Raw genomic sequence first — 26,032 nt, 5'->3', positions numbered from 1 at the left:
CTCACCCATGGCTGATCCAGATAGAATCCAGATAAACGTAGCCCGCATCCGCGCTGAATTTGATGAGCTGGCGCGGATCGACTCAGAAAGTTTCGGGGAACGCGAGATGGCGGAGCGCTTGAAGGAAAAGCTCGCAGAGCTGGGAATCCAGGCAAAGGAAGATGACACAGCCGAGAAAATAGGAGGCAATGCGGGAAATCTGTTTGGAACGTTAAAGGGCGGGATGTCTGGCACGCCGATCCTGCTGTCCGGGCATATGGACACGGTCGCGCCGGGAATCGGAAAGAAGCCGGTTTTTCATGAGGACGGAACCATCACTTCGGATGGAACCACCGTGCTTGGCGCGGACGATCTGACCGGGGTAATCGCCATCTTAGAAGGCATCCGTGCCGTGCAGGAGGCAGAAATCCCGCACCGGGATATCGAGATCCTCTTTGCGGCGGCGGAAGAGCCGTTTACAAGAGGAAGCTCGGAGTTCGATTTCAGCCAGATGAAAGCGAAGGAATCTTACGTTTTGGATGTAACTGGACCAGTCGGGACAGCGATCCTGCAGGCACCGACGATCCTTTCCTTTGAGGCGGCAGTCAAGGGGCGCGCAGCGCACGCTGGATTTGAGCCGGAGAAAGGCATCCACGCGATTCAGACGGCGGCCCGCGCGATCGCCGCGTTACGGCTGGGACATGTGGATGAGGAAACAACCCTGAATGTGGGCTTGATTTCGGGCGGTTCGGTTGTGAATGCCGTGCCGGAACTCTGCACCTGCCGGGGCGAGATCCGCAGCTACAGCCATGAAAAGGCAATGGAGACCCTGGAAGATGTCCGTGCGGTGTTTGAAACCGCTGTCAAAGAGGCGGGGGCAGAGCTTTCTTTCACACACCGCCTCCATGTCAAAGCCTTCCATCTGGAACCGGACGCGCCGGTGGCAGTTCATTTTGCCGGGGCCTGCCGCACCCTGGGAATCGAGCCGAAATTCGGCAGCACCTTCGGCGGCAGCGACGGAAACACGATGATGCAGCACGGAATCCCATGCGCGGTGCTTTCCTGCGGTATGTACGAGGTTCATTCCGTGCGGGAGTATGCGAAGGTGGGGGATATTGTGAATGGGGCGAGATTGATCGCGGAACTGATTACGCAGGGGCAAGAAGCGAGTATAGAGTAAAACTGAAAAATGTTGACATAGCCGAACGGCTTTATTATTTCACCAAAACAATTATATAGCCGTTCGAACAAAAAATAGGGTGATTTGGAATGAAAATAACATCGACAAGCGCTGAATGAAATGTCCATCCAGCTTATGGAAGAAGGATATCCAAAGGCAAGGGATATTCGAGAGCAGATATTAAAAGAGGGCGGATATTCTCATTTATAAAAGTATCGTTCCATTTTGGTAGAGTTATTTTTGTAACTATTTTGTAAGAAAAGTAAGAAAATGTCTATATATTTTGGAACATAAATCTGATATTATTAGAATAAATAAGAGATATGTCTGGTTTTGCAAAAATAAAGAGAGGTTGCTGTTTTGTGAGATTTCAGCCCTGTCAGGATAGTGAATCGAGAGGTGATCGATATGAAGAAAAAATTCTGGCTGATATTATACCATTTAGGCGGTTCGGTGGTACTTTTATTGTTACTGTACACGTCTCTTCAAGGCTTGACAACAGTGACCTTATGTTTAGCGATACCGGTATTGGCAGCAAGTATTATAGAGGCAAAATTTGAATGGAAATTTTTACGAGAGAATCCGGAAATCAAAAAGGATACAACCTATCGGATCGCAAAAACACTCGGATATCTTTGTGGTCTTATTTTGGTGGTAGGAGTATGGCCTCGTCATTAGAACATTTTTGCTTAATAAAAGACTCTGTTACACTTGGATTGAATCGAGAGGTGATCAATATGAAGAAAAAATTCTGGCTGACATTATACAATATAGGCGTCTCTATTTTATTCTTACTGTCATTGTACAGTTATGCAAAAGGCATGGCAGGCTTTTCTTTATTTTTAGCGCTGGCAGTTTTTGGAGAAATTGCGGCAAGGGCTTTTATTGAATGCAAATACTTGCAGGAGAGTCCAGAGATAAAAGAGGATACAGCTTATCGAATCACGAAAGTATTGCGATTGCTTTCTGAAATTATCTTGATCATAGGAGTATGGCGGATTCGTTTTAAATAGCCACATTCTAAAAATAACGCTTATGATATATTCCATATTCAATGAAAGAGGAGGCATCCGTCCATCAACCTCGGTTGCTTCCTCTTTCTCTATCTATTTCAATCAAAATCTATTTCATCATATCGCGTAAAACCGTCAATATCTCCATCGCCGCCGCTTCCTTACTCATCTGCTCCAGATGGCGGGTCTGCTGCTTATCGATCAGCGTGATGACGTTTGTATCGGTGCCGAATCCGGCGCCGGCTACCTTTAAGTTGTTGGCAGCGATCAGATCCAGATTTTTGCGTTCCAGCTTGCCGCGTGCGCGTTCCTCGAGCTGGGAGGTTTCCATCGCGAAGCCGCAGAGCAGCTGTCCCGGACGTTTGTGTGCGCCGAGGTAGCTTAAAGTGTCCTCAGTGCGCTCCAGCGCTAGGCTCAGATCGCCGTCGGATTTCTTGACCTTTTCATCAGAAACGACTGCCGGACGGTAGTCAGCGACGGCTGCCGCCTTGATGATAATGTCCTGTTCCTCACTCCGGGAGGTGACTGCCTCAAAGAGGTCGTGTGCGCTTTTGATACGGATAGTATCGACAAACGGAGGCGGGGTCAGCGAGGTTTCGCCGGTAACGAGTGTCACGTCGGCACCGCGCAGCATCGCCATCCGTGCCAGCGCATAGCCCATTTTTCCGGTCGAATGGTTCGTGAGGTAGCGCACCGGATCGACCGCTTCCTGGGTCGGACCGGCGGTCACAAGGATCTTCTTTCCAGCGAGATCCTTCGGGTAGGCGATCGCGCGGAGAATATATTCCAGGATCAGCCCCTCATCCGGGAATTTGCCCTTTCCGGAATCGCCGCAGGCGAGCAGACCGCTTGCCGGTTCGATGATGGTAAAGCCGTAATGTTCTAACAGGTGGAGATTATCTTGGGTAATAGGATTCTCATACATCCGTGTGTTCATCGCCGGAGCAATGATGTGCGGGCACTGGCAGGCTAAGAGCGTGGTCGTCAGCATATCGTCGGCAAGTCCGTGTGCCAGCTTGGCGCAGACATTGGCAGTCGCCGGGGCGATGATCGCGAGGTCGGCTTTCTTTGCCAGTTCCACGTGCTCTACTTCAAATTTAAAATTCCGGTCAAAGGTGTCCGTCAGGCATTTATTGACGGTCAGGGTCTCAAAGGTAAGCGGTGTGATAAATTCCATCGCATTTTTAGTCATAATCACGTGTACATCCGCGTGCTGTTTCTTTAAAAGGCTGGCAAGGTTCGCCGCCTTGTATGCGGCGATTCCGCCGGTTACTCCCAAAATAATCGTTTTTCCAGTTAACATGATATATATCCTTTCGGTTTGTACTCTGGTTTTCTGGGTCATTTTCGAACAGCATAGCATCTGGAGGAAAAATTGTAAACCCTTTTTGGCTTCCGTTCTCTGCCAGATTCTTTGGTAAGCGCATATAACAGGAGAGGAAAGAAACATGTATTTTGTGAAAAGACAATAAAAAACAGTACATATTCTGGTAGAATTGTTGGTTGTATGTTGAAAAGTGATGTGATATAGTGTGGAAGTGTCTGCTGGCTGACCTGGTTTTCACTGGATGTGAACAGGGACAGGCGGCAGCAGTTGTATTGTATCCCATAGAAAACAGGCACCGAACGTGCTGGCAGCAAATCTGCGGAAAGCGGCAGAAGAAAGAAACTTCTGCCGGAATGTGCGTATCTGCATACGGATCTGTATCTGAGATGGAGAATCATACCGGAAGAGACGGGGAATTAAAATGCCCTGGCTCGCGGCTTTTCTGGATGGTATCGCCGGAAAGAACGGAATTTGTAAGGATTTTATGCACATGATATTGGCGCAGGTAAGCGGCAGTCTGGTGAACAGAAGGTGCAGCAGGTTTTTCGAGCGGGAATAATAACAAGGAGGAAAATTTCATGAACACAACAAACAACACATCTAAACTTGTCATCTTAGGTCTTATGACCGGCATTCTTCTGCTGATGGCGTACACCCCCCTCGGATATCTGAATATTGGACCGCTGGCGATTACATTTAATGTGATCCCGGTTGCGATCGCGGCGATCACGCTGGGACCGGCAGGCGGCGCAGCGATCGGTGCAGTCTTCGGCATGACCAGCTTTTTACAGTGCATCGGCATCGGCGGCAGCAGTGCGATGGGTGCGATGCTTTTCAGCATTAACCCGTTTCTGGCATTTGTACAGAGATTCGTTCCGCGTATGCTGGATGGTCTTCTGTTAGGCTACATTTTCCAGTTTGTACGCCGCAGAACCGATGCCTACATGGCAAGTCTGGTAACCGGATTCTGTTCCGCGTTTTTAAATACAGTTTTCTTTATGACGGCTTTAGTCGTCCTGTTTGGCAATACCGAATATATGCAGGGGCTGATCGGCGGAAAAAATATCATCCTGTTCGTATGCGGTTTCGTAGGAATCAATGCAGTATGCGAGATGGTATCGTCCACAATCATCACCGGTGCAGTCGGTGCAGCGCTTTATCGGGCAAAATTTGTACCGGCTCTGGAAAAAAGCAGGGGGTAAGACAGTATGATTTTGGCATTGGATATCGGAAATACGAATGTGGTTCTCGGTTGTATTGCGGATGGGGAAATCCTCTTTACCGAGCGGATGGCGACAGACAGTGGGAAAACAGAGCTTGACTATGCGATTTCCCTGAAAATGGTGCTGGAGCTGCGGGAAATCAAGGTAAGTGAGATCACCGGCGCGATCATCGGTTCGGTAGTACCGCCGGTTACATCCCTGATGCGGGAGGCGATCCGCAAGGTGACGGGGCAGGAAGCGCTGGTCGTCAATGTGGATATGAATATCGGTCTGGAAGTGCTGATGGACAATCCGTCCTCCGTCGGTACCGATCTGATCGTCGGTGCCGTCGCGGGAATCAACCGGTATCCGGTGCCGCTCATTCTGATCGATATGGGAACGGCAACCACCATCTGTGTGGTGAATGAGAATAAGCAGTACATCGGCGGCATGATTCTGCCGGGAATAGGTGTATCGATGAATTCCCTGACCAGCCGGACCGCCCAGCTTCCGCGCATCAGCCTTGATCCGCCCAAGCGCCTGATCGGCAAGAATACGGTTGAATGTATGCAGAGCGGCGCTCTCTATGGCAATGCGTCCTGCATCGACGGCATGGTAGACCGGATTGAAGAGGAACTCGGCCAGAAAGCCACCGTTGTAGCCACCGGCGGTCTTGCCAGAAAAATCATTCCGCTGTGCCGGCATCAGATAGAATTAGATGATGAATTGTTATTGCGGGGGTTGTGGATTATCTATAAGAAGAATAAATAAGATAAAAGCGGCTGGAAAAAATCTAGCCGCTTTTAAAATGCAATTAAAAAAGATGCAGAAGCACAAATATAGTGCGAGTGATTAATTTCTGTGTTATACTGATACAGCTACCACCCCTAGACAGGTGCGGAAAGGGGGTGTACTGTGTGGGAGGAATACTGTCATTCGTGCTCTCTGTGATAGCCAGCATTGTGGCTTACTATATTTGTAAGTGGCTGGATGGAGATGAGTAGGTAGCAAAGGTTTAAGCCTCCTTTTCAAAAAAGGCGAGCCCCCGGTGTCAGCACACACCGGGGGCTTTTTGTGTACTCTGTGAGTACTGTCATTCGTTTGCCTATTGGCATTATAGCATATGGAAAAATTGATTTCAATATGCATATAATATAATTTTAATAGGTAATCTCCCGTCCTTCTTTTCTCCACTCCCTAAACTGTGCCGCTGCGGAAAGCAGAAGATCGCAGGAAGAGTTGAGTGCTGTCTCGACCGAATCCTGTACTACGCCGATGATAAATCCGACACCGATGACCTGCATGGCCACATCGCTGGAGATGCCAAACAAGGAGCAGGCAAGCGGAATTAAGAGCAGGGAACCACCGGCAACACCGGATGCGCCGCAGGCGGAAAGTGCCGACAGGACGCTTAAAATGATGGCGGTCGGAATATCCACCGGAATTCCCAGCGTATTGGCTGCCGCCAGCGTCATGACGGTGATGGTAACAGCCGCACCGTTCATATTGATGGTCGCACCGAGCGGGATGGTAACGGAGTAGGTATTTTTGTCCAGTCCCATTTCCTCGCAGACTTTCATGTTGATCGGGATATTTGCCGCTGAGCTCCGGGTAAAGAAGGCGGTGACCGCGCTTCGTTTCAGACACTTGAAAATCAGCGGGAACGGGTTTTGGCGGATGCACCAGTATACGAGAATCGGGTTGGTTACGAAGTAGATAAACAGCATCGAGCCAACCAGCACAGCGAGAAGCCGTCCATATTCGGTAAATACCTGTAAACCGTTGGTGGATACAGTGTCAAACACAAGTCCGAGAATACCGAACGGGGCAAAGTTGATGATCCAGGTAACAACCTTGGACAGTGCCGCCGCAAAATTGTCCATAATTTCTTTCGTGCGTTCGCTGGCGCCGCGCATCGCCACGCCGAAGAGAACCGCCCACGCCAGGATACCGATGTAGTTTGCCTCTGCGATGGAGGTGATCGGATTTCTTACGACATTTAATAAAAGTGTCTGCATAACTTCTGCGATTCCCTGCGGGGCAGAGGTTTCTTCTGCAGCCTGTGCAAGTGTCAGGGTGATCGGGAACAGTTTACTTGCGACGACCGCGATCACAGCGCCGAGCAGTGTGTTGAACAGGTAAAGGCAGACAACGGTGCGGATGATGCCGCCGTGGCTCTGCTTTGCCTGGCAGAGGGAACTGATAACAAGGAAAAATACAAGCAGGGGCGCGATGCCCTTTAATGCGTTGACAAATAGATTTCCAAGGATTGAGATTCCGACTGCCTGCGGAATCACCATTCCCAGAACAGCGCCGAGAATCATGCCGCCCAGAATTCGTTTAGGCAGGCTGATGGCTGTCCAGCGTTCATAGAGTGCTTTCATAAAATACATACTTCCTTTGTGATGATGAAATGGGGTTGACGAGTGTCGGGGAGCTGATTCAAATGTGCAAATGCAATATCTCCCGAATGATTCAACTGTCTGTGCAGCATCCGGCACAAAATCATGTGGATTCTATTATACAGGAGATAGAAAGAAAGGGAAAGTGCTTTTTTATGGCAGAGTGATAGAGAAATAGAGAAAAAATTTTTGCCCGTGTTCCGTGTGGCCAGTGGCAGAACTTGCAGTGGCGATAAGCGAAAAGAAAACTTGTATTTCTATCTGCTCTATGTTATACTCATACCCGTTGCAAAGCCCGCAAAAACAAGGTCTTACAGGGCTGCCGCCGATTTCCGGCGTAAAATGAATCGAGTGTTCGTGACCTTCCACTCGTAAAACAAAACTAAAGGAGAATTGAATATGAAAGAAAACAACCTGAAAAACACGTATTTTCTGGCGTATGGCGCGGCGATCGCGGCCATCTACGTAGCGCTGACGATGGCATTCCAACCGATCAGCTTCGGACCAGTGCAGTTCCGTATTTCGGAAGCACTCTGCATCCTGCCGTTCTTTACCCCGGCAGCGATTCCGGGACTCTTTGTCGGATGCTTTTTATCCAATCTGTTCTGCGGGGCAGCCGGACTGGACATCGTATTTGGCAGCCTGGCAACCCTGATCGGGGCAGTCGGCTCCTATGCGCTTCGCAGAAGCAAGGTTTTAGTATGTGTACCGCCGATCCTGGCCAACACGATCATTGTACCGTGGGTGCTCCGGTTTGCATACGGCTCTGAGGATCTGATTCCGTTCATGATGCTGACCGTCGGGATCGGCGAGGTGCTGGCAATCGGCGTGCTGGGAAGCATTCTTCTGGCGGCGTTAAACCGTTATAAAACCATGCTGTTCGGCAAGTGTCTGGCAACGGGACGCTAAGAAAAAGACATAACTTAAATGATATAAAAGATGCATGTTACAGACGGATCGCAGTGCGATGGCTGGCGTGTATCTTTTATTTTTTTTTGCCTTATATTGACAATTTCATGTAAAAGAAGTTAAATTAAAAGGACGTGAAAACACAATGCCTCGCGGTTCCATATCGTTTTTCTATGGCGTCTGCGAAAACAAAAACCGCCTGCGGCGGGGAAGGAATGCACAAATATGAGTGAGAATGTATATCAGATTGATTTTAATAAACCAGAATCCGTCCATTTCATCGGAATCGGCGGTATCAGCATGAGCGGACTGGCAGAGATTTTGATGGACGAGGGATTCACTGTGTCCGGCTCGGACGCACACCGTTCGGAGCTGACCGATAACCTGGAGGCGCGCGGCGCGAAGGTATATATCGGACAGAAAGCGGAGAATATCCAGGATGGCATCGATGTGGTAGTCTACACGGCGGCGATTCACCCGGATAACCCGGAATTTCAGGAAGTAAAACGGCGCGGCATCCCGATGCTGACCCGTGCGGAACTCTTGGGCGAGATGATGCGGAACTATAAAAATGCGATCGCGATTGCCGGAACACACGGCAAAACGACGACCACTTCGATGGTGACGGAAATTTTCTTGCAGGCGAAAAATGACCCGACGATCTCGGTCGGCGGCATTCTTCCGGCGATCGGCGGCAATATCCGTGTCGGCGGACCGGAATTTTTCGTGACAGAGGCGTGTGAGTATACCAACAGCTTCCTATCCTTTTACCCGACGATGGCGGTCATCCTTAATATAGAAGAAGACCATCTCGATTTCTTCAAGGATCTGGCGGATATCCGCCGCTCCTTCAAGCTGTTTGCCGAGCGCGTACCGGCTCAGGGCGCGGTTGTTATCAACGGCGATATCGAGAACTATCAGGAGATCATAGAAGCGGTAAAAGGCAAGGTCATTACTTTCGGTCACAGCCGCGGCAACGATTACAGCGCTGGTGATATCCAGTATGACGCTTACGCGCATCCGTCCTTCGACCTTTATATCGGCGGCGAGAAGAAAGAGCGCCTGACGCTCGGTGTGGCAGGTGAGCACAATGTATATAATGCGCTGGCAGCTATTGCAGTTTCCCTGGAAAATGGCATCTCCATGGACGCCATCCGCGTGGGACTGGCACATTTTACCGGAACCAACCGCCGGTTCGAAAAGAAGGGTGAGGTAAATGGATTTACCATCATCGACGACTATGCGCATCATCCGCATGAGATCGAGGCTACCTTAAAGACGGCGCAGAACTATCCACACAAGACACTCTGGTGCATTTTCCAGCCGCACACCTACACGCGGACGAAGGCATTTCTGCCGCAGTTTGCCGAGGCGCTCTCACTGGCAGATAAAGTCATTCTGGCGGATATCTACGCGGCGCGCGAGACGGACACGCTCGGCATCAGCTCAGAGGATATCGTGAAACTTCTAAAAGAAAAAGGAAAAGAAGCATGGTATCTGCCGACGTTCGATGAAATAGAAAAATTTGTCATGGAACATTGTACACAGGGCGACCTGTTGATAACCATGGGCGCCGGAGACGTTGTAAATGTAGGGGAAAACCTCCTTGCAAAATAGATGCACTCCCAGTGTACATATAGTTATCCACATTATCCACATAGTTTTCAACATATTATGTAAAGGAACTATGTGGATTTTTTGCGCCTAAATGCGGAAATGGGGAAATGTCGAAAATGTTGATAAAATAAGGATTTTGTCGGGGGCAGGGTTGTTTTTTGAGGATTCTTGAAGGCTTTTTCCACATTATCCACATTATCCACAATCAAAATAGTGGAAAAATCGGTCTAAAAGTGTCGGTCGCGAACCATAATTAGGAGTATTTCTTTTTAAAAAAAGGTATGTTATGATAGGAACAGACGCAGTGAGCCTGTGATAAATGGATGAAAATTGTCTTGTCCGGAGCAAAACTGTGGAAAAGTCCGGAAACAAAATAAAAACGGTGGAAAAGTAAGAAAACAGGAAGATTTAGATGGAACAAATAGAGAATATTTTAAAATAAAAGTAAAATACAGCAGTTTGAACGGTTCACACAGCCACAGGCTGCTTATAGATAAATGGTAACAGGAAATGTGAGAACGCAGAATGGCTAAGAGGGAAGTTAGAAGATGGGAATAGGACTCAAAAACCGGCTGGCGGTGGGCGCAACGCCGGTTTCGGACGTATTTATTGATACATATATGGCGGGAGCCAGTGGAGAATATGTGAAGGTATATCTGTACCTGCTCCGCCACCAGCAGGAGGAAGTCTCGATCGGACAGATCGCGGACGCGCTCAACCACACGGAGGCGGACGTGCAGCGCGCGCTGGCATACTGGCAGAGAGCCGGGGTGCTGGGAACGGAAGTCGGTGAAGAGGCACAGCGATCGTTTCCGGAGACGCCGGGACAGCAAATTTCACCTGTTTTTGCTTCAACGGAATCCCTGGCAGGCGCTGGTTCTTTTGCGCCATCTGCCAAAACTGATGCCCGGGAAGCCGCAGCCTGCGATATGTCACGCCTGACCTCGGATGAGTCGTTTAAGCAGCTCATCTATATTGCCCAGCAGTATTTAAACAAGCTGCTCACACCGACGGACTGCCAGATTCTTGGAAATCTCTATTCGAATCTGGGATTTTCCGGGGAATTGCTGGAATACCTGATTGAGTACTGCGTGCAGAACCACCACACCAGCCTGCGCTATATGGAAAAGGTGGCGCTCGGCTGGCATAAGCGCGGCATCAAGGATGTGGAACAGGCGAAAGCGAGCGGCAGGGGCTACACGAAGGGTTCATTCGCGGTTATGCGGGCGATGGGGCTTTCGGACCGGAGCCCGGCGGAGGTCGAGAGTGAATTTATAGAAAAATGGTTCTGGGAGTACGGTTTCACGCGCGAGCTGATCGTCGAGGCGTGTAGCCGCACGATCCGGCAGATACATAAACCGTCGTTTGACTATGCAGACAAGATCCTGCGGGATTGGAAAAATGCCGGGGTCAAGAGCTTCCGGGATGTGTCAGAGCTAGATAAAAAACGGAAGGAAGAAAGCGGGGCGAAGCGCCGGCAGGCGTCTGCAGGCAGCAGCCGTTCTTCCAACCGGTTCCACAATCTGGAGGAACACGGATATGATTACGACGAGATGGTATGGAGCATGATAAACGGAGCGCAGAAGACAGGAGGGGACGATGGCACTCAGTAATTCGCAGTATGAATCGATCATGCGTGTTTATAACCGGACACAGCTTCAGAAGAAACATGAGCTGGACGCGCGGGTTGACGAGGTCTATGAGAAAATACCGGCGGTCCGGGAGATGAACGACGCGATCGCCGCCGCGGCGGTCAAGAACGCGAAAGAGCTTCTGGCGGGCGATGCGGACGCGGTGAAACGTCTGCGAGGGACAATCGCAGACCTGAAAGAGCAGCGCCAGGTGCTGATGAGCGCCTACGGCTATCCGGCGGACTATCTGGAGATGCAGTATAATTGTCCGGACTGTAAGGATACCGGGTACAAAGACGGCAAAAAATGCCACTGTTTCCGTCAGCGGGAGATCGATCTGTTATACGCCCAGTCGAATATCCGGGAAGTGCTGGAGCGGGAAAATTTTTCTCATTTTTCCTATGATTATTTTGATGACACGAAGATCGATCCGCGTAGCGGCAAGACTGCCCGCGCGTATATGGAGCAGGTGACGGCGTTCTGCCACCGCTATGTGGACGGATTTAAAGAAGAAAAGGGAAATATCTTATTTACCGGAAAAACGGGGCTTGGAAAGACGTTTTTAAGCAACTGCATCGCGAAAGAGCTGATTGAGCGCTGTTTCAGCGTCGTGTATCTCCCAGCGGTGGAGATGTATGAGATATTTTCAAGGGACCGCTTCGCAAATGATGCGACCGATGAGGATCGCGACCGCTCCCAGTATTTATTAGAGTGCGATCTGCTGATCATCGACGATCTGGGGACGGAGCTGGTGAATACGTTTACGACTTCCCAGCTCTTCTATGTGGTCAACGAGCGCTTAAACCGGAAGAAAGGCACGATCATTTCCACCAATCTGCCGGTCAATGAGATGCGCGACGAGTTTACCGATCGCGTCATGTCACGGATCATAAGCCAGTATCAGATCATTCCGCTCTACGGCGAGGATATCCGGATACGAAAAAAGCTGGAAAACCGGTAATGGGTTGACTTATAAGGGACATAATGATATAAAAGAGACGTTAGAATGCGCTAACATATGCAAAAAAAGCGAATTAACAGAGAGTAAACAGGCTGGAGGAAAATGGAAAATGTTGTACGAAGAGAAAATCATTGAGACGATACCGGTAGGTCCGCTGGGACTGATTCCATTAAAGGGATGTGAGGAACTGGTAGGCAAGGTAGACAAATATCTGGTGGACTGGAGAAATGAGCGCGAGAGCGAGCACAAGACGTCGATCGCATTTTCAGGTTATCAGAGAGACTCCTACATCATCGGGGCAAACACACCGAGATTTGGTTCCGGCGAGGCAAAGGGCGAGATCAAGGCGTCGGTGCGCGGCGATGATCTATATCTGATCGTGGATGTCTGCAACTACAGCCAGACATATTCTCTGTGCGGCATGGTAAACCATATGTCCCCGGATGATCATTATCAGGATCTGAAACGTGTCATTGCGGCAGCAGGCGGAAAAGCACGTCGTATCAACGTAATCATGCCGTTTCTGTATGAGAGCCGCCAGCATAAGCGCTCTGGCCGCGAGTCCCTGGACTGCGCGCTGGCGCTGGAAGAGCTGGTAGATATGGGCGTTGAGAATATCATTACCTTTGACGCACACGATCCGCGTGTCCAGAACGCGATTCCGCTCAAGGGATTTGAGACCGTTCAGCCGATTTACCAGTTTATCAAATATCTGCTGAAAAATGAGAAAGAGCTGGAGATCGACAGCGATCACATGATGGTCATCAGCCCGGATGAGGGCGGTATGTCCCGCGCTGTCTTCTTCTCCAACGTGCTGGGACTCGACATGGGTATGTTCTACAAACGCCGCGATTACACCAGGATCGTCAACGGACGCAACCCGATCGTTGCCCATGAGTTCTTGGGATCCAGCGTAGAGGGCAAGGATGTCCTGATCATCGATGATATGATCTCCTCCGGCGAGAGCATGTTAGATGTAGCGAAGGAATTAAAGAGCCGCAAGGCGAGAAAGGTATTCGTATGCGCGACCTTCGGTCTGTTTACCAACGGACTGCAGAAGTTTGACGAGTACTATGAGAACGGTCTGATCGACCGCGTCCTGACCACCAACCTGGTATACCAGACACCTGAGCTTCTCTCCAGACCGTACTATATCAGCGTCGATATGAGCAAATACATCGCGCTCATCATCGATAACCTGAACCACGATGCCTCCTTAAGCGAGCTGTTAAATCCGACTGGACGTATCAATAAGCTGCTGGCGAAGTATCGGGCGGGAATACGGGACTAAAAATAGACCTTTAAAATAGAAACAAAAAGAACGTCATTTCCGGACCAATACATGTCAGAAAATGGCGTTCTTTTTAATGTCATAGGAAACAGGCAATGTCACGGTTATGTATGAAAGGAGTCCTACAACCGCACTTCATGCACCGCAGCTCCTTCCGCCTTCAGCACCCGCATCTCCCTCTCATGACAAGTAAATACAAGAATCTGCCCGGAATAGGCGGTTGGCAGCCATTTGAGGACGGTTCTCAGGCGCTCGTCGTCGTAGAGGACGAAGCTGTCGTCAAAGATGAGCGGCAGCCGGTCTGCATCGCCCTGGATAAAGTGGGCGGCGGCGAGGCGCAGCGCCAGATAGATCTGGTCGGCGGTGCCGCTGCTGACCTGTTCAAGCGGGATCAGCTTCCGGCGGGTATTTAAAAACGCATTCAAGTTCTCATCGATGCTGATGCTGGAATAAATTCCGCCGGTAATTCCGGCGATCAGGTCGGACGCAGTCTTATTTAAGTACAGGCCGAAAGAATCCCGGATGGTCGTGGAAAGCTCTTTTAAGGTATCAAGCGCCAGATCCACGGAGGCGATCTCCTGATGGATGCGCTCATTTTCATTTAAAATGTGTTTGAGCGCCGCTGCCCGGTCTTTGCAGGCGGATAGGTGCTCCAGCTTTTTCTCTAACTCCCACTGGACGCGCTGTTGTTCCTCGATGACAAGGCTGCAGTCATTCTGCTTTGCCATCAGCGCCGAGATCTGTTCGGAACGTTTTACCAGTGAATCCTCCGAGTTTGTAACGGCGTGGCAGAGCGTGATGAAGCGGTCCAGCCGCTGGGACAAAAGCTTCATGGATTCATCCGAAATCTCGGATTCGCCCAAGTGGCGGCTCAAAATCTCCGATAAAACAGAGGCACTTTTCTCCGCCTCCTGCCTGCGGCGGCTCCGGTGCCGTGTGACGCAGATTCCCAGCATGAGAAGCACAAGAGCGGCGACGCCAAATATGAGGGCGGTGGGACCAGCTCCCAGCCACGGGGACGGAAGCGGGAAGAACGCCAGATATCCGCAGTATGCGGCGCAGATGGCGCAGATCGCCGCTGCGATAAAGAAAAACACCTGGAAAAACCGGGATCCCTTGCTGGAGGAAGACACCTGTGCATGCTGATAGTCCTGGTAGAGTGTTTCAGCCTGACTGCGGTACGCCTCGATGGACGCCTCATCCGTAAAGGAAAACTCATCCAGTACCTGACGGCTCTTCTGCAGCCGGTCGGATAAATCTTCTTTTTCTATTTTCTGATGTTCCAGTTCATTTCGGACCGAGTCACGTAGTTTTGAGTATTCCTGTAACTGATTCTCATATTTTGGCGAAGAAAGCTCGCGTTCCAGCGCGCGGATCTCGCTAAGAAGGGAGGTATAGTTGACCGAAGCCTCCGGGCTTAACTGGGATTCAAATTGTTTGCGCTGATTTTTCAGATAGGCGGTCGCCTTAGTGATATTGAGCGCCATATTGCCAGAGGTATTCATGTTAGCAATATAGTTTTTCAGTTCCGAAACCATGCCTTCATCGGTCGCACTCTTTAACTGGCTGATGCTGATGGTGTTGTTGTACATGGTTTCACTCATGCCGCCCAAAATTTCCTGCAATACGGCGCGGCCGTCCGGTTCCTCGCGTCCGGTCGTCTCGTTGATGACGGTAAATTCCTTCTTGTTTTTCTGGAACGAGCGCTCGATCCGGTAAATGGTGCCGTCGTCGGATTCAAGCCGGAGCTGCCCCTCGTAGGTGCCGCTGTTTTCCCACGGCTCATATTTGCTGTAGATGTCGTTTCTGGCGGCGCGCCCCCTCTGACGCTCGATGCCGAAGAGCATGCCGCGGATAAAGGTGTGGATCGTGGATTTGCCGGCTTCATTTTTACCGTAAATGACGTTTAACCCGTCCTCAAAGGAGACGGCTGTGTCATGAAATTTTCCAAACCCACTGATATAAAGATCAAGAAAACGCATGGAAGCTAACTCCTTTCATCGGTGGTGAGAAGCAGGGCGTGGATGCCGTAAAACAGCGCCTTTTTCTCCACCGGGCTCATGTCCGGTTTTTTCAGTGCCTGGATGTAAAAGCCGATCATATCGCTTGGATGCTCGGCAAACAGGGCGGAAAAATCGTATTGCGGTTCCGTCTCATCGATGATATCCGCGATGCGGAAACGCAGCTTTAAGGCGTCCAGATCGAAGAAAATATCGGGATCGCGCATGCCCTGCACCTTGAAGCGGAAAATATTGTCATTGCCGCGCTGTTCGATCTCATGGGCGATTTTTAAGTACAGTTCCGTGTTGGTCGTATCTGGCGTGACGCGGACGATGAGCGGGATGTAGCGGAGCTTCGCCATCGGAATAAAGTCCAGTGTCGTTACCTGACCGTTTTCCGGGTCGATCTCGCCGTAAAGGATACCGTGCCTGCCGGTCTCGGTCTTATCAAGCGGCTCCGGGGAACCGCAGTATGCCATCTTTTTGTCCAGTAGGATCTCTGGCCTGTGGATGTGCCCCAGTGCGATATACGAAAATCCGGAGGAAGCCAGCGCCGCCCGGTCGATCGGGACGTGGTTTGCGTCGCCGCCGTGCCCCAGCAGAATGTGGATTTTTCCATCCTCCGGCGCTTCAAGAGCATCAAGGCGCGGCTCCGGGATCTCCGCAGTATAGTAAGAAAAGCCGGTCACCTCGGTGTTGATATCCTCAAAATAGACGGATGAGACATCCTCACTTTCCAGAAACGTCACGTTGGAAGCCCAGGAAAAGCTTAAAACAGCTGAATTTTTGCGGATCCGGTCGTGATTGCCCGCGATGATGACAACCTGTGTCTGCGGGATCGTGGAAAACAGGTAATTGACCTCTTTCAGGTCGCGCAGCAGCGGCTGGCGGTGGAACAGATCCCCCGCGATGAACAGGCAGTCCACGCGCAGCTCCTTTGCCTTGGCGATGATGGCGGTAAACGTATCGCGGATATCGCGGCTGCGCTCCCGGCTCCAAGGCTTGTCGCTGTCCGGGGACATGCCCCAGTGGATATCGCCGGTATGGATAAATTTCACATTCTCTCCCCCTTTCAGGAGTCTGTCACTCCGTATGTACATATTGAAATAATAATAGAAAAGGGACTGCTGCAAATAGCAGAAAGCAGATTCCAGTATTTGCGACAGCCCCATAGTTGCTTATTGTTTACAGTTCACAGTTGTTTACGGTTCTCGGGAACGGGATGACATCACGGATGTTGGAAACGCCGGTTAAGTACATCACGCAGCGCTCGAATCCAAGACCAAATCCGGAGTGCCTTGCGGAACCGTATTTACGCAGATCCAGATAGAAATCGTAGTCCTCCTTTTTGAGTCCAAGCTCGTCCATACGCGCCTCTAACTTCTCTAAGCTGTCCTCACGCTGGCTGCCGCCGATGATCTCGCCGATGCCCGGTACGAGACAGTCCATCGCTGCAACGGTCTTGCCGTCCTCGTTCATCTTCATGTAGAATGCCTTGATCTCCTTCGGATAATCGGTAACGAAGACCGGTTTCTGGAAGATCTTCTCGGTTAAGTAGCGCTCATGCTCGGTCTGTAAGTCACAGCCCCAGAATACCTTGTAGTCGAATTCGTCGTTGTGCTCTTCGAGGATGCGGACAGCCTCGGTGTAGGTTACATGACCGAACTCGGAATTTAATACGTGGTTTAAGCGGTCAAGGAGTCCCTTGTCGATGAACTGGTTGAAGAAATTCATCTCTTCCGGTGCGTGCTCTAAGACGTAGCGGATGACATATTTTAACATATCCTCGGCAACTTCCATGTTGTCGTTCAGATCCGCAAATGCCATCTCCGGCTCGATCATCCAGAACTCAGCTGCATGACGGGTCGTGTTGGAGTTCTCTGCGCGGAAGGTCGGTCCGAAGGTGTAGATATTGCGGAATGCCATCGCGTAGGTCTCGCCGTTTAACTGACCGCTGACAGTTAAGTTAGTTGGTTTTCCGAAGAAATCCTGGGAGTAGTCAACCGTGCCGTCGTCCTTTTTCGGAACATTGTTCAGATCCATCGTGGTAACCTGGAACATCTCACCGGCGCCCTCGCAGTCACTTGCGGTAATCAGTGGAGTGTGGACATACACGAAATCGCGCTCCTGGAAATACTGATGGATCGCGTAAGCTGCCAGGGAACGTACACGGAACACAGCCTGGAAGGTGTTGGTTCTCGGACGCAGGTGGGAGATGGTACGCAGATACTCAAGGCTGTGGCGTTTCTTCTGAAGCGGATAATCCGAAGCGGACGGTCCCTCAACGGCTACCTCGGTCGCCTGAATCTCGAACGGCTGCTTTGCCTCCGGGGTCGCAACCAGGGTACCTTTTACGATAATGGATGCGCCTACGTTTAACTTGGAGATCTCCGCAAAGTTCGGCATTGTATCATGGTAAACAACCTGAAGCGTCTCAAAGTAGCTGCCATCGCTCACAACGATGAAGCCAAAGTTCTTGGAACCGCGCACGCTTCGTACCCAGCCGCCGATCTGAACTTCTTTGTCCAGATACGTCTCTCTGGAACGGTAAATTTCTCTTACAGTGGTTAAATTCATCTCAGTAAACTCCTTATTTTGCAAAATAAACTTTCTCATGCGGACTGCCCTGCAGTGTGCAGACCGTGTTTAACTTTCATTATACTGTATTTTCCTTGTAGATTCAAGGGACGGAGGGAAATTTGCTAGGGGAAGAAACCTGCCCGTATAAAAAGTGACAGCTTTAAAAATTAACAGAAACAAATGCAAAAACAGAAGGAAAGGGCAGAAAACAAGCTGGGTATTGTGTCAACTCTGTGAATACTTGTTTTACAGAGACAAATGCCCGGTGTTAGAATGGGGATAAAGAAAGAAAACCGCGGAATACTTTCAAAGAGTCTATCAAACGGAAAGGGTGTAGACAGAAGAATTATGACTGAACTTGACGCAAATAAAAAAGCGGAAGAGCTTCTGAAAGGTGCGTACGATTTACATGTACATTCATCGCCCTCTGTTTTTCCGAGAGAATTGGATGGATTCCAGTTGATCCGGGAGGCAGACGCGGCAGGAATGGCGGGAGTGATGCTGAAAAGTCATTATGAATCAACGGCTTTGCGGGCAGAACTGATCAACCGCTACAGCGGCTGTAAGGCGAAAGCGTATGGCGGGCTCTGCCTCAACTGCCCGGCGGGCGGCTTGAATGTATACGCGGTGAAAAATGCATTGCGGGCGGGGGCAAAAATTGTATGGATGCCGACCCGGGATGCGAAAAACAGCCTAGTATTCGGAAACATGGAGGGAGATTTCTTCGACCGCAGGGGTATTACCATTCTGGAACAGGATGGAACATTAAAAGAATGCGTCTACGACATCATGGATGCTATCAAGGAAAAAGACGCATTTCTGGCAACAGGACATATCAGCCCGGAGGAATCCCTGATTTTATGCAGGGAAGGACGGAAACGGGGGGTCAATATGATTTTGACACATCCAGAGTTTCCAAGGACGAGGATAGGAAGAGACGATCAGGCGGAACTGGCGAAGCTGGGGGTTGTGATTGAGAAGAACTGGTTTAATCTGGCACAGAAAAGTGTGATGCCGGAAGAGATGGCAGAGACGATTCGGACCGTTGGAAGTGGACACGTATATCTGGCAACGGACCGCGGGCAGAAAGGGGCGCCGACACCCGTTTCGGAATTGAAACGGTTTATCGCCGTGATGCTGACCTGTGGGATTGCGGAAGCACAGATACGGGACATGGTCCAGAAGGTACCGGAAGAAGTGGTATGCAGATAAATTTATATAAATGCACATTTTTTAGAAGGAGGATTTTACATTATGAGGAAAGACAGAGTATTGGCAGGGGCATTAGCGGCAGTGACAGCGCTCAGCATGACAGCGTGCGGCGGCGGACAGGCAGGTGGTACCACACAGGCAGCGGCGGCAGGAACACAGGCGGCAGTCGAGAACACCGCTAACCCGAATGCCGAGACAACACTCAGCATCGGTTATACGACCGCAGCAAACGCAGATGATCCGTATCACTTTACAGCAACCAAATTCAAAGAGATCGTGGAAGAAAAATCCGAGGGCAGAATTGCGGTCAACCTGTATGCGAGCAGTCAGCTTGGTTCCGAGCCGGAGATGTGGGAAGGCATGCAGACCGGAACATGCGACATGGCAGTCATGACGAATGCATATGTTTCTTCTTATGTACCGGCAAACGGTGCATTGGATCTTCCGTTCATTTTTAGCGATTTGGCACAGGCACGTGAGATCGTAGACGGCGATTTCGGTCAGTCCCTGATCGACAATATGGACGGAACAGGCGTTACATGTCTTGCATTTTCTGAGGGCGGATTCCGTCAGTTATGTACAAAGGACAAAGAAATCAAAGCACCGTCCGATTTGAATGGACTGAAGATCCGCTGCATGGAGACAAAGATTTACCTGTCTGCTTATAAGGCACTGGGTGTAAATGCAACCCCGATGGCATGGGGCGAGCTTTTAACTGCTCTGCAGCAGGGTACCGTAGATGGCTGTGATGCACCGTTAAGCGTATTATATACCAACGGTTTCCCGGATATCTGCAAATACATTGATAATGTAAACCTGTTCTATTCTCCACTTCCGGTATGTATTTCTACCAGCGTATATGAGTCCTTATCTGAGGAAGATCAGGCGATCTTAAAAGAAGCAGCACAGGAAGCAGCCAAAGAAACACGTGAAAATAACGATGCAACCGCTGAAAAGATGGAGTCGGATCTGACGTCTCAGGGCATGACGATCGTATCTTCTGAGGATGTAGATACAGAGGCATTCCAGAGTGCCGTACAGCCGTGCTATGACGAGATGGAATCCTACATCGGTTCTGAGTGGGTGGATCAGATTAAATCCCTGACCGGCACGGAGGAGTGATTGCAGAAAGAGGGTTTGACAGCATGAAAAAATTAGAGCAGGTTTCAGACATAATTAATAAGTGCGTCAGTTACATAGGAATGGTGATCTTTATTGTCCTGATTGTTGCCTGTGTGGCACAGGTGTTTTTCCGCTTCATTCTGAATAATTCACTGTCATGGAGCGAAGAACTTGCCCGGTACTGTTTTATTTGGATGCATATGCTGGGGGCTTCCTTGTTGATTGAGGGAAGCGGACATGCTACAGTAACAGCAATCCTGGATCTGATGCATGGAACGCTTCGAAAAATTGTCGATATTATCATTGAATTAGTTATCTTTTTTGATGGAACCGTAATGCTGTACGCAGGCTTAAAGCTTGCGTACAGCTCCAGAACCAACTTGAGCACCGCGCTTTCTGTCCCGATGTGGTGTATCAATTCCTCCGTGGCAGTCGGCGGAATCCTTCTGATGTTCCAGGCATTTGTAGCGATTGCGATGATCGTATCAGCGACAGAGAGAAAGGAGGATAAACCGGTATTATGACACTTGTATTAGTAGTATTATTTGGTCTGATGCTTTTAGGCATTCCGGTTGCATTTGCAATCCTTTCTGCCGGAATGGCATATCTGGCGACAACGGGAGGAAGTATGCTGGTAGTCGCACAGCGGCTGATTTACGGTCTTAACTCTTTCACACTGCTTGCAGTCCCACTGTTTATCTTGGTAGGAAACCTGATGGATTTCGGTGGTATTTCCAAACGTCTGACCGATTGGGCGAAGAGTATTTTAGGCTGGCTTCCGGGCGGACTTGGAATTGTAACCGTATTCAGTTGTGCGATCTTTGCAGCGCTGACGGGCTCCGGTCCGGCGACGGTAGCAGCGATTGGTTCAATTATGCTTCCTTCCATGCTGAAGGCAGGTTATTCCAGAGAAACGAGCGCGGGGTTAGTTGCATCGGCAGGTGCATTGGGACCAATCATTCCTCCGAGTATTCCCATGATTATTTATGGAGTTACAATGAATCTTTCAATTCCGGCAATGTTTATGGCAGGGGTTGTCCCGGGACTTGTTATCGCACTGGCGTTATCGTTAGTCAATGTCGTATTCGCATACAGGAATCCGGAGGTTCTGAAACATGCGAAGACGATGAAGTTTGATTTTAAAGAATCCATGAAATTGTTCTGGAAAGCGCTGGGCGCTCTGGGACTTCCGGTTCTGATTCTAGGCGGTATTTATGGCGGTATCTTTACACCAACCGAATCCGCAGCGGTCGGCATTGTTTATGCGCTGATTCTGGGTTTTGCATTGAAAGAACTGAAAGTAAAAGATTTACCGAAGATCCTGATCAATTCCCTGAAAACATCGACAATGGTCAATTTCATCATCGCGGCGGCGTCCCTGTTCTCCTGGGTTGTATCGAAATCCCAGATCGGAATCGTGATTTCCAATGCATTTATCAGCTTCGTAGGTGGCAGCCAGGCACTTTATCTCTTCGTACTAGTTGTAGTGCTCTTAATTGTAGGCTGTCTGATGGATAATGTAGCGGCAACTCTGATTCTGGCACCAATTTTAATTCCGGTTGGAATTGCACTCGGATGTAATGAACTCCACATCGGTATGCTGTTCTGTATTTGCCTGGTAGTTGGATTCGTAACACCTCCGTTTGGATATAATCTGTTTACGGCGGTTTCGATTTCAGGCTTGAATTTTAAACAGATTGTAAAGGGAGCGCTTCCGTTCCTTTTGACGGAAATATTGCTTCTGTTTGTATTTGCATATGTACCGGGAATCATCACATGGCTTCCGAGACTAATGGGGTACGGATACTAAGTATTAGAAAAATACGTAAGAAAAAGGGGCTGTGAAAAGACAGCAGAAGAGACTTGAAAGGTCAATGCGCTGTTTTTTTACGGCTCCTTTTGGTTAGAATAAGAAAATAGATAGAACTGAGAACTGGCGGAGGAAACAATGAAAATAGGATTCGAAGTTTTTTTGGTGGTAGCCAGAGAAATGAGTATTACAAAAGCTGCAAATGAGCTTCATATTACACAGCAGTGCGCCAGCGATCATATAAAGAGGCTGGAAAAAGAGTATAATGTCGTGTTGTTTGAGCGGCGTCCCAAATTCCGTCTGACGCAGGCTGGCGAGATCATGCTTCATAACCTGTTAAATATCCAGATTATGGAGACGAGTATGAGCCGGAGTCTGGCGGGGATAGCGGAGGGGACGGTGGGCGGTTTTACCTTGGGAATCAGTACATCCCGCGCGCCGATCATACTGCCCCGTGTGCTGCCGCGATATTACCAGTGTTACCCGAAGGTAAATATATCCTTTACGGAGGAGGACACACAGATCCTGGAGGAACGCCTGTTGAACGGACAGGTAGATTTATTTATCGGGGTCAATACGTCACCGCATCCGGATTATAAAATCCAGACCCTGACGACGGATGAGATCATCCTGGTTATCTCCGCCAAGCTTTTGAGGCGGGAATTTAGCAAGCAGGAGATCCGGCAGATGGAGGATGGGATTGATCTGAAACGGTTTTCCAACATTCCGTTTACGCAGAGTTTCAAGACCGGAAAAGTCAACCATGCGATTCAGGAATATCTGGACAGTTATAATGTAAAGCTTAATGTCATCTATAACATCAGTGATAGTGAGACGCAGATTCTGCTCTGCGCGTCCGGCATCTGTGCGGCGCTGTGCCCGAAAATGCTGCTGGCAGCTGCTTACCGTCACAATCAGACCTGTAAGCCAGAGGATGAACTCTATATGTTCCCGATCCGGAACCTGGGACGGGAGTTAAAGATTGAGCTGGTCAGCCACCGGAATGCGATGCATCCGATGTATATACAAGACTTTGTCCATATCTTACAGGAGGAGCTGCCGCGGATTGCAGATTCGATGAGTCTGGAAGAATTGAGAAAGAATATACAGTAAAAAAGCCTTGAATCGGAAATGCTTTTGAGTCAAAAGTGTCTCAGATTCAGGGCTTTTTTTCAGTTCACGGGAGGTTCGCTCTTAGATTCCACATCCCGGAATTACGAAAATATTATGTAAAAGGAACGAAAAATGTCGGAAAATGTACAAAATTGGGACAAATTCTATTAAAAATTTGTTCACTATTTTCGTGAAGTATGTTATAATAAAAACAGGTTTAAAATACACATTATATGTGAGCATCGAGGGGTGATATCGTGATTAAAAAGGAAATGATAGCTATGCTGTTGGCAGGCGGACAGGGCAGTCGTCTGGGTGTCTTAACTCAAAAAGTAGCAAAACCTGCGGTTTCTTTCGGAGGAAAGTATCGAATCATCGATTTTCCGTTAAGTAACTGTATCAATTCGGGAGTGGACACGGTAGGCGTTCTGACCCAGTATCAGCCGCTGCGGCTGAATGCACATATTGGAATCGGTATTCCGTGGGATCTGGACCGCAACGTAGGTGGTGTGACGGTACTTCCGCCGTATGAGCGGAGCAAAGGAAGCGATTGGTACACCGGTACGGCGAACGCGATTTACCAGAACCTGGAATACATGGAAACGTACAATCCAGAGTATGTGCTGATTTTGTCCGGCGACCACATCTACAAGATGGACTACGAGGTAATGCTGGAATACCACAAAGCAAACAATGCGGATGTGACGATCGCGGCGATGCAGGTTCCGATGGAGGAGGCAAGCCGTTTCGGTATCGTTATAACCGATGACAACAACCGCATTACGGAGTTTGAGGAGAAACCGGCGAATCCGCGTAGCAATTTAGCTTCCATGGGTATTTACATATTCAGCTGGAAGGTGCTCAAAGAAGCGCTCATCAAGCTCTCGGACGAGCCTGGATGTGACTTTGGAAAGCACATTATCCCGTATTGCCATGCAGCTGGAAAACGTATCTTCGCATACGAGTACAACGGCTACTGGAAAGATGTCGGAACCCTTGGCTCCTACTGGGAGGCAAACATGGAACTGATCGACATCATTCCGGAGTTCAACCTGTATGAAGAATACTGGAAGATTTACACGAAGAGCGATATTATTCCCCCACAATTTATATCGGAGCAGTCCAAGATAGAGCGCAGTATCATCGGCGAGGGCACCGAGGTATACGGCGAAGTCATTAACTCGGTCATCGGAGCAGGCGTTACGATCGGAGAAGGTGCGGTGATCCGTGATTCGATCATCATGAAGGGCACGACGATCGGCGCTGGCACGGTTGTGGATAAGGCGATCGTGGCGGAGGACGTTACCATCGGTGAGAATGCCGAGGTCGGCGTCGGAGAATATGCCGAGAGCAAGTACGACAAGAAGGTATATCAGTTCGATCTGGTAACGATCGGAGAGCGCTCCGTGATACCGGATGGAGTGAAGATAGGACGGAACACAGCGATTTCCGGCGTGACGACGGCAGAAGATTATCACGGCGGCGAGCTGGAGAGCGGCGATTATATCATAAAGGCAGGTGGAATACAATGAGAGCGATCGGGATTGTTTTAGCTGGCGGCAACAGCAAGAGAATGAGAGAATTATCCAATAAGAGAGCCATCGCAGCGATGCCTATCGCAGGCAGCTACCGCAGTGTCGATTTTGCTCTGAGCAATATGAGCAATTCCCACATCCAGAGTGTGGCGGTACTGACGCAGTACAACTCCCGTTCCCTGAATGAGCACTTGAGTTCTTCCAAGTGGTGGGATTTCGGACGTAAGCAGGGCGGCATGTATGTATTCACACCGACGATCACGGCAGAGAGCAGCGACTGGTACCGCGGTACCGCAGATGCGCTGTATCAGAACCTCGATTTCTTAAAGAAAAGTCATGAGCCGTATGTGGTCATTGCAGGCGGCGACTGTGTCTATAAATTGGATTACGGCAAGGTACTGGAGTATCATATTGAAAAGAAAGCGGATATTACCGTAGTATGCAAGGAGATGCCTCCGGAGGAGGACGTTACCCGCTTCGGTCTGGTGAAGTTAAACGATGACGGACGTATCACAGATTTTGAGGAAAAACCGATGCTGGCGACCTCCAGCATGATCTCCTGCGGTATCTATGTAATCCGCCGCCGTCAGCTCATCGAACTTCTGGAGCGCTGTGCAGCAGAGGATCGGTATGATTTTGTTACCGATATTTTAGTCAGATATAAGAACCTCAAACGCATTTACGCGTATAAGTTAGGAACTTACTGGAGCAACATCGCTTCGGTTGATTCGTACTACAAGACGAACATGGATTTCCTAAAACCGGATGTACGCCACTATTTCTTCAAGGAATACCCGGAGATCTACTCCAAGGTAGATGATCTTCCGCCGGCAAAATACAATCCGGGTGCAAATGTCAAGAACAGCCTGGTATCCAGCGGCTGTATCTTAAATGGTACGGTGGAGAACTCGGTTCTGTTTAAGAAAGTATATGTAGGCAATAACTGTATCATCCGGAATTCTGTTATTTTAAATGATGTTTACATCGGGGACAATACAGTGATTGAGAATTGTATTGTAGAGAGCCGTGATACGATCCGTGCCAACACGACGCACATCGGTACGCCGGAAGATGTAAAGATTGTCATTGAGAAGAACGAGCGGTTTACATTATAGGGTACATCAAAGAACAGACGGAAGGGGTAAATG

22 protein-coding genes are annotated in these 26,032 nt (G+C 49.5%); 17 read left to right on the top strand and 5 right to left on the bottom strand.

The window, feature by feature from the left end:
• Window positions 1-7 precede the first annotated feature (7 nt).
• The 3 genes from C7U56_RS13895 (at window position 8) to C7U56_RS13885 (ending at window position 2,172) form a co-directional block, all read left to right on the top strand.
• Window positions 8-1,159 (top strand): M20/M25/M40 family metallo-hydrolase, encoded by a 1,152-nt coding sequence (locus C7U56_RS13895; protein WP_107001718.1) that lies wholly within the window; start codon window positions 8-10, stop codon window positions 1,157-1,159.
• A gap of 408 nt (window positions 1,160-1,567) precedes the next feature.
• Entirely contained in the window at window positions 1,568-1,837 is a 270-nt protein-coding gene (locus tag C7U56_RS13890) for a hypothetical protein (protein WP_022359590.1), read from the top strand.
• A gap of 59 nt (window positions 1,838-1,896) precedes the next feature.
• Window positions 1,897-2,172 (top strand): hypothetical protein, encoded by a 276-nt coding sequence (locus C7U56_RS13885; RefSeq protein WP_107001717.1) that lies wholly within the window; start codon window positions 1,897-1,899, stop codon window positions 2,170-2,172.
• Between the two features lie 109 nt (window positions 2,173-2,281).
• Here C7U56_RS13885 and coaBC read toward each other — a convergent pair whose 3' ends face one another.
• Complete coding sequence (gene coaBC, locus C7U56_RS13880) at window positions 2,282-3,475, bottom strand: bifunctional phosphopantothenoylcysteine decarboxylase/phosphopantothenate--cysteine ligase CoaBC (protein WP_107001716.1); 1,194 nt, start codon at window positions 3,473-3,475, stop codon at window positions 2,282-2,284.
• Between the two features lie 602 nt (window positions 3,476-4,077).
• Between coaBC and C7U56_RS13875 the strand changes: the two genes are divergently transcribed.
• Window positions 4,078-4,701: an ECF transporter S component gene (locus C7U56_RS13875; protein ID WP_107001715.1), complete on the top strand. Its 624-nt coding sequence runs from the start codon at window positions 4,078-4,080 to the stop codon at window positions 4,699-4,701.
• 6 nt (window positions 4,702-4,707) lie between these two features.
• Window positions 4,708-5,472, top strand: coding sequence for a type III pantothenate kinase (locus C7U56_RS13870; RefSeq protein WP_107001714.1), 765 nt, complete (start codon window positions 4,708-4,710; stop codon window positions 5,470-5,472).
• A gap of 389 nt (window positions 5,473-5,861) precedes the next feature.
• On the opposite strand, the gene sstT is transcribed toward C7U56_RS13870, so the two are convergent.
• A complete protein-coding gene (gene sstT, locus C7U56_RS13865; protein ID WP_107001713.1) occupies window positions 5,862-7,085 on the bottom strand; it encodes a serine/threonine transporter SstT in 1,224 nt (407 codons plus the stop codon).
• A 417-nt stretch (window positions 7,086-7,502) separates the two neighbouring features.
• Between sstT and C7U56_RS13860 the strand changes: the two genes are divergently transcribed.
• The 5 genes from C7U56_RS13860 to C7U56_RS13840 all read left to right on the top strand — a co-directional run bounded on the left by C7U56_RS13860 (window position 7,503) and on the right by C7U56_RS13840 (window position 13,512).
• Window positions 7,503-8,012: a QueT transporter family protein gene (locus C7U56_RS13860; protein WP_107001712.1), complete on the top strand. Its 510-nt coding sequence runs from the start codon at window positions 7,503-7,505 to the stop codon at window positions 8,010-8,012.
• A gap of 225 nt (window positions 8,013-8,237) precedes the next feature.
• The gene (gene murC / locus C7U56_RS13855; protein WP_107001711.1) at window positions 8,238-9,629 is read left to right on the top strand and encodes a UDP-N-acetylmuramate--L-alanine ligase; all 1,392 of its coding nucleotides are present in this window, start codon (window positions 8,238-8,240) and stop codon (window positions 9,627-9,629) included.
• 548 nt (window positions 9,630-10,177) lie between these two features.
• Window positions 10,178-11,242 carry a DnaD domain protein gene (locus C7U56_RS13850; protein WP_107001710.1) on the top strand — a complete coding sequence of 355 codons (1,065 nt, stop codon included), beginning with the start codon at window positions 10,178-10,180 and terminating at the stop codon, window positions 11,240-11,242.
• Entirely contained in the window at window positions 11,229-12,221 is a 993-nt protein-coding gene (locus C7U56_RS13845; RefSeq protein ID WP_107001709.1) for an ATP-binding protein, read from the top strand. Before C7U56_RS13850 ends, C7U56_RS13845 begins: the two co-directional genes overlap by 14 nt.
• Before the next feature lie 109 nt (window positions 12,222-12,330).
• Complete coding sequence (locus tag C7U56_RS13840; RefSeq protein ID WP_022359580.1) at window positions 12,331-13,512, top strand: ribose-phosphate pyrophosphokinase; 1,182 nt, start codon at window positions 12,331-12,333, stop codon at window positions 13,510-13,512.
• Between the two features lie 122 nt (window positions 13,513-13,634).
• On the opposite strand, the gene C7U56_RS13835 is transcribed toward C7U56_RS13840, so the two are convergent.
• The 3 genes from C7U56_RS13835 to asnS all read right to left on the bottom strand — a co-directional run bounded on the left by C7U56_RS13835 (window position 13,635) and on the right by asnS (window position 18,089).
• A complete protein-coding gene (locus C7U56_RS13835) occupies window positions 13,635-15,494 on the bottom strand; it encodes an ATP-binding protein (protein ID WP_107001708.1) in 1,860 nt (619 codons plus the stop codon).
• 5 nt (window positions 15,495-15,499) lie between these two features.
• Window positions 15,500-16,570, bottom strand: a complete 1,071-nt coding sequence (locus tag C7U56_RS13830) for a metallophosphoesterase family protein (protein WP_107001707.1) — start codon at window positions 16,568-16,570, stop codon at window positions 15,500-15,502.
• A gap of 127 nt (window positions 16,571-16,697) precedes the next feature.
• Window positions 16,698-18,089 (bottom strand): asparagine--tRNA ligase, encoded by a 1,392-nt coding sequence (gene asnS, locus C7U56_RS13825; RefSeq protein ID WP_107001706.1) that lies wholly within the window; start codon window positions 18,087-18,089, stop codon window positions 16,698-16,700.
• A 351-nt stretch (window positions 18,090-18,440) separates the two neighbouring features.
• Between asnS and C7U56_RS13820 the strand changes: the two genes are divergently transcribed.
• From C7U56_RS13820 to glgD, 7 genes are all read left to right on the top strand, one after another.
• On the top strand, window positions 18,441-19,304 hold the full coding sequence (locus C7U56_RS13820) for a DUF6282 family protein (RefSeq protein ID WP_107001705.1): 864 nt from the start codon (window positions 18,441-18,443) through the stop codon (window positions 19,302-19,304).
• Between the two features lie 42 nt (window positions 19,305-19,346).
• Window positions 19,347-20,426, top strand: a complete 1,080-nt coding sequence (locus C7U56_RS13815) for a TRAP transporter substrate-binding protein (RefSeq protein ID WP_107001704.1) — start codon at window positions 19,347-19,349, stop codon at window positions 20,424-20,426.
• A gap of 23 nt (window positions 20,427-20,449) precedes the next feature.
• A complete protein-coding gene (locus C7U56_RS13810; RefSeq protein ID WP_107001703.1) occupies window positions 20,450-20,950 on the top strand; it encodes a TRAP transporter small permease in 501 nt (166 codons plus the stop codon).
• Window positions 20,947-22,236, top strand: coding sequence for a TRAP transporter large permease (locus tag C7U56_RS13805; protein WP_207722853.1), 1,290 nt, complete (start codon window positions 20,947-20,949; stop codon window positions 22,234-22,236). Before C7U56_RS13810 ends, C7U56_RS13805 begins: the two co-directional genes overlap by 4 nt.
• Window positions 22,237-22,374: 138 nt before the next feature.
• Window positions 22,375-23,349: a LysR family transcriptional regulator gene (locus C7U56_RS13800; RefSeq protein ID WP_107001701.1), complete on the top strand. Its 975-nt coding sequence runs from the start codon at window positions 22,375-22,377 to the stop codon at window positions 23,347-23,349.
• A gap of 257 nt (window positions 23,350-23,606) precedes the next feature.
• The gene (locus tag C7U56_RS13795) at window positions 23,607-24,881 is read left to right on the top strand and encodes a glucose-1-phosphate adenylyltransferase (RefSeq protein ID WP_107001700.1); all 1,275 of its coding nucleotides are present in this window, start codon (window positions 23,607-23,609) and stop codon (window positions 24,879-24,881) included.
• Window positions 24,878-25,999 (top strand): glucose-1-phosphate adenylyltransferase subunit GlgD, encoded by a 1,122-nt coding sequence (gene glgD / locus C7U56_RS13790; RefSeq protein ID WP_022359575.1) that lies wholly within the window; start codon window positions 24,878-24,880, stop codon window positions 25,997-25,999. Before C7U56_RS13795 ends, glgD begins: the two co-directional genes overlap by 4 nt.
• Window positions 26,000-26,032 lie beyond the last annotated feature (33 nt).

It is taken from the genome of Clostridium fessum (assembly GCF_003024715.1).
Lineage (GTDB): Bacteria > Bacillota > Clostridia > Lachnospirales > Lachnospiraceae > Otoolea > Otoolea fessa.
The sequence above is the reverse complement of the archived record's forward strand: the minus strand, read 5'-3'. Positions and strand labels throughout refer to the sequence as shown.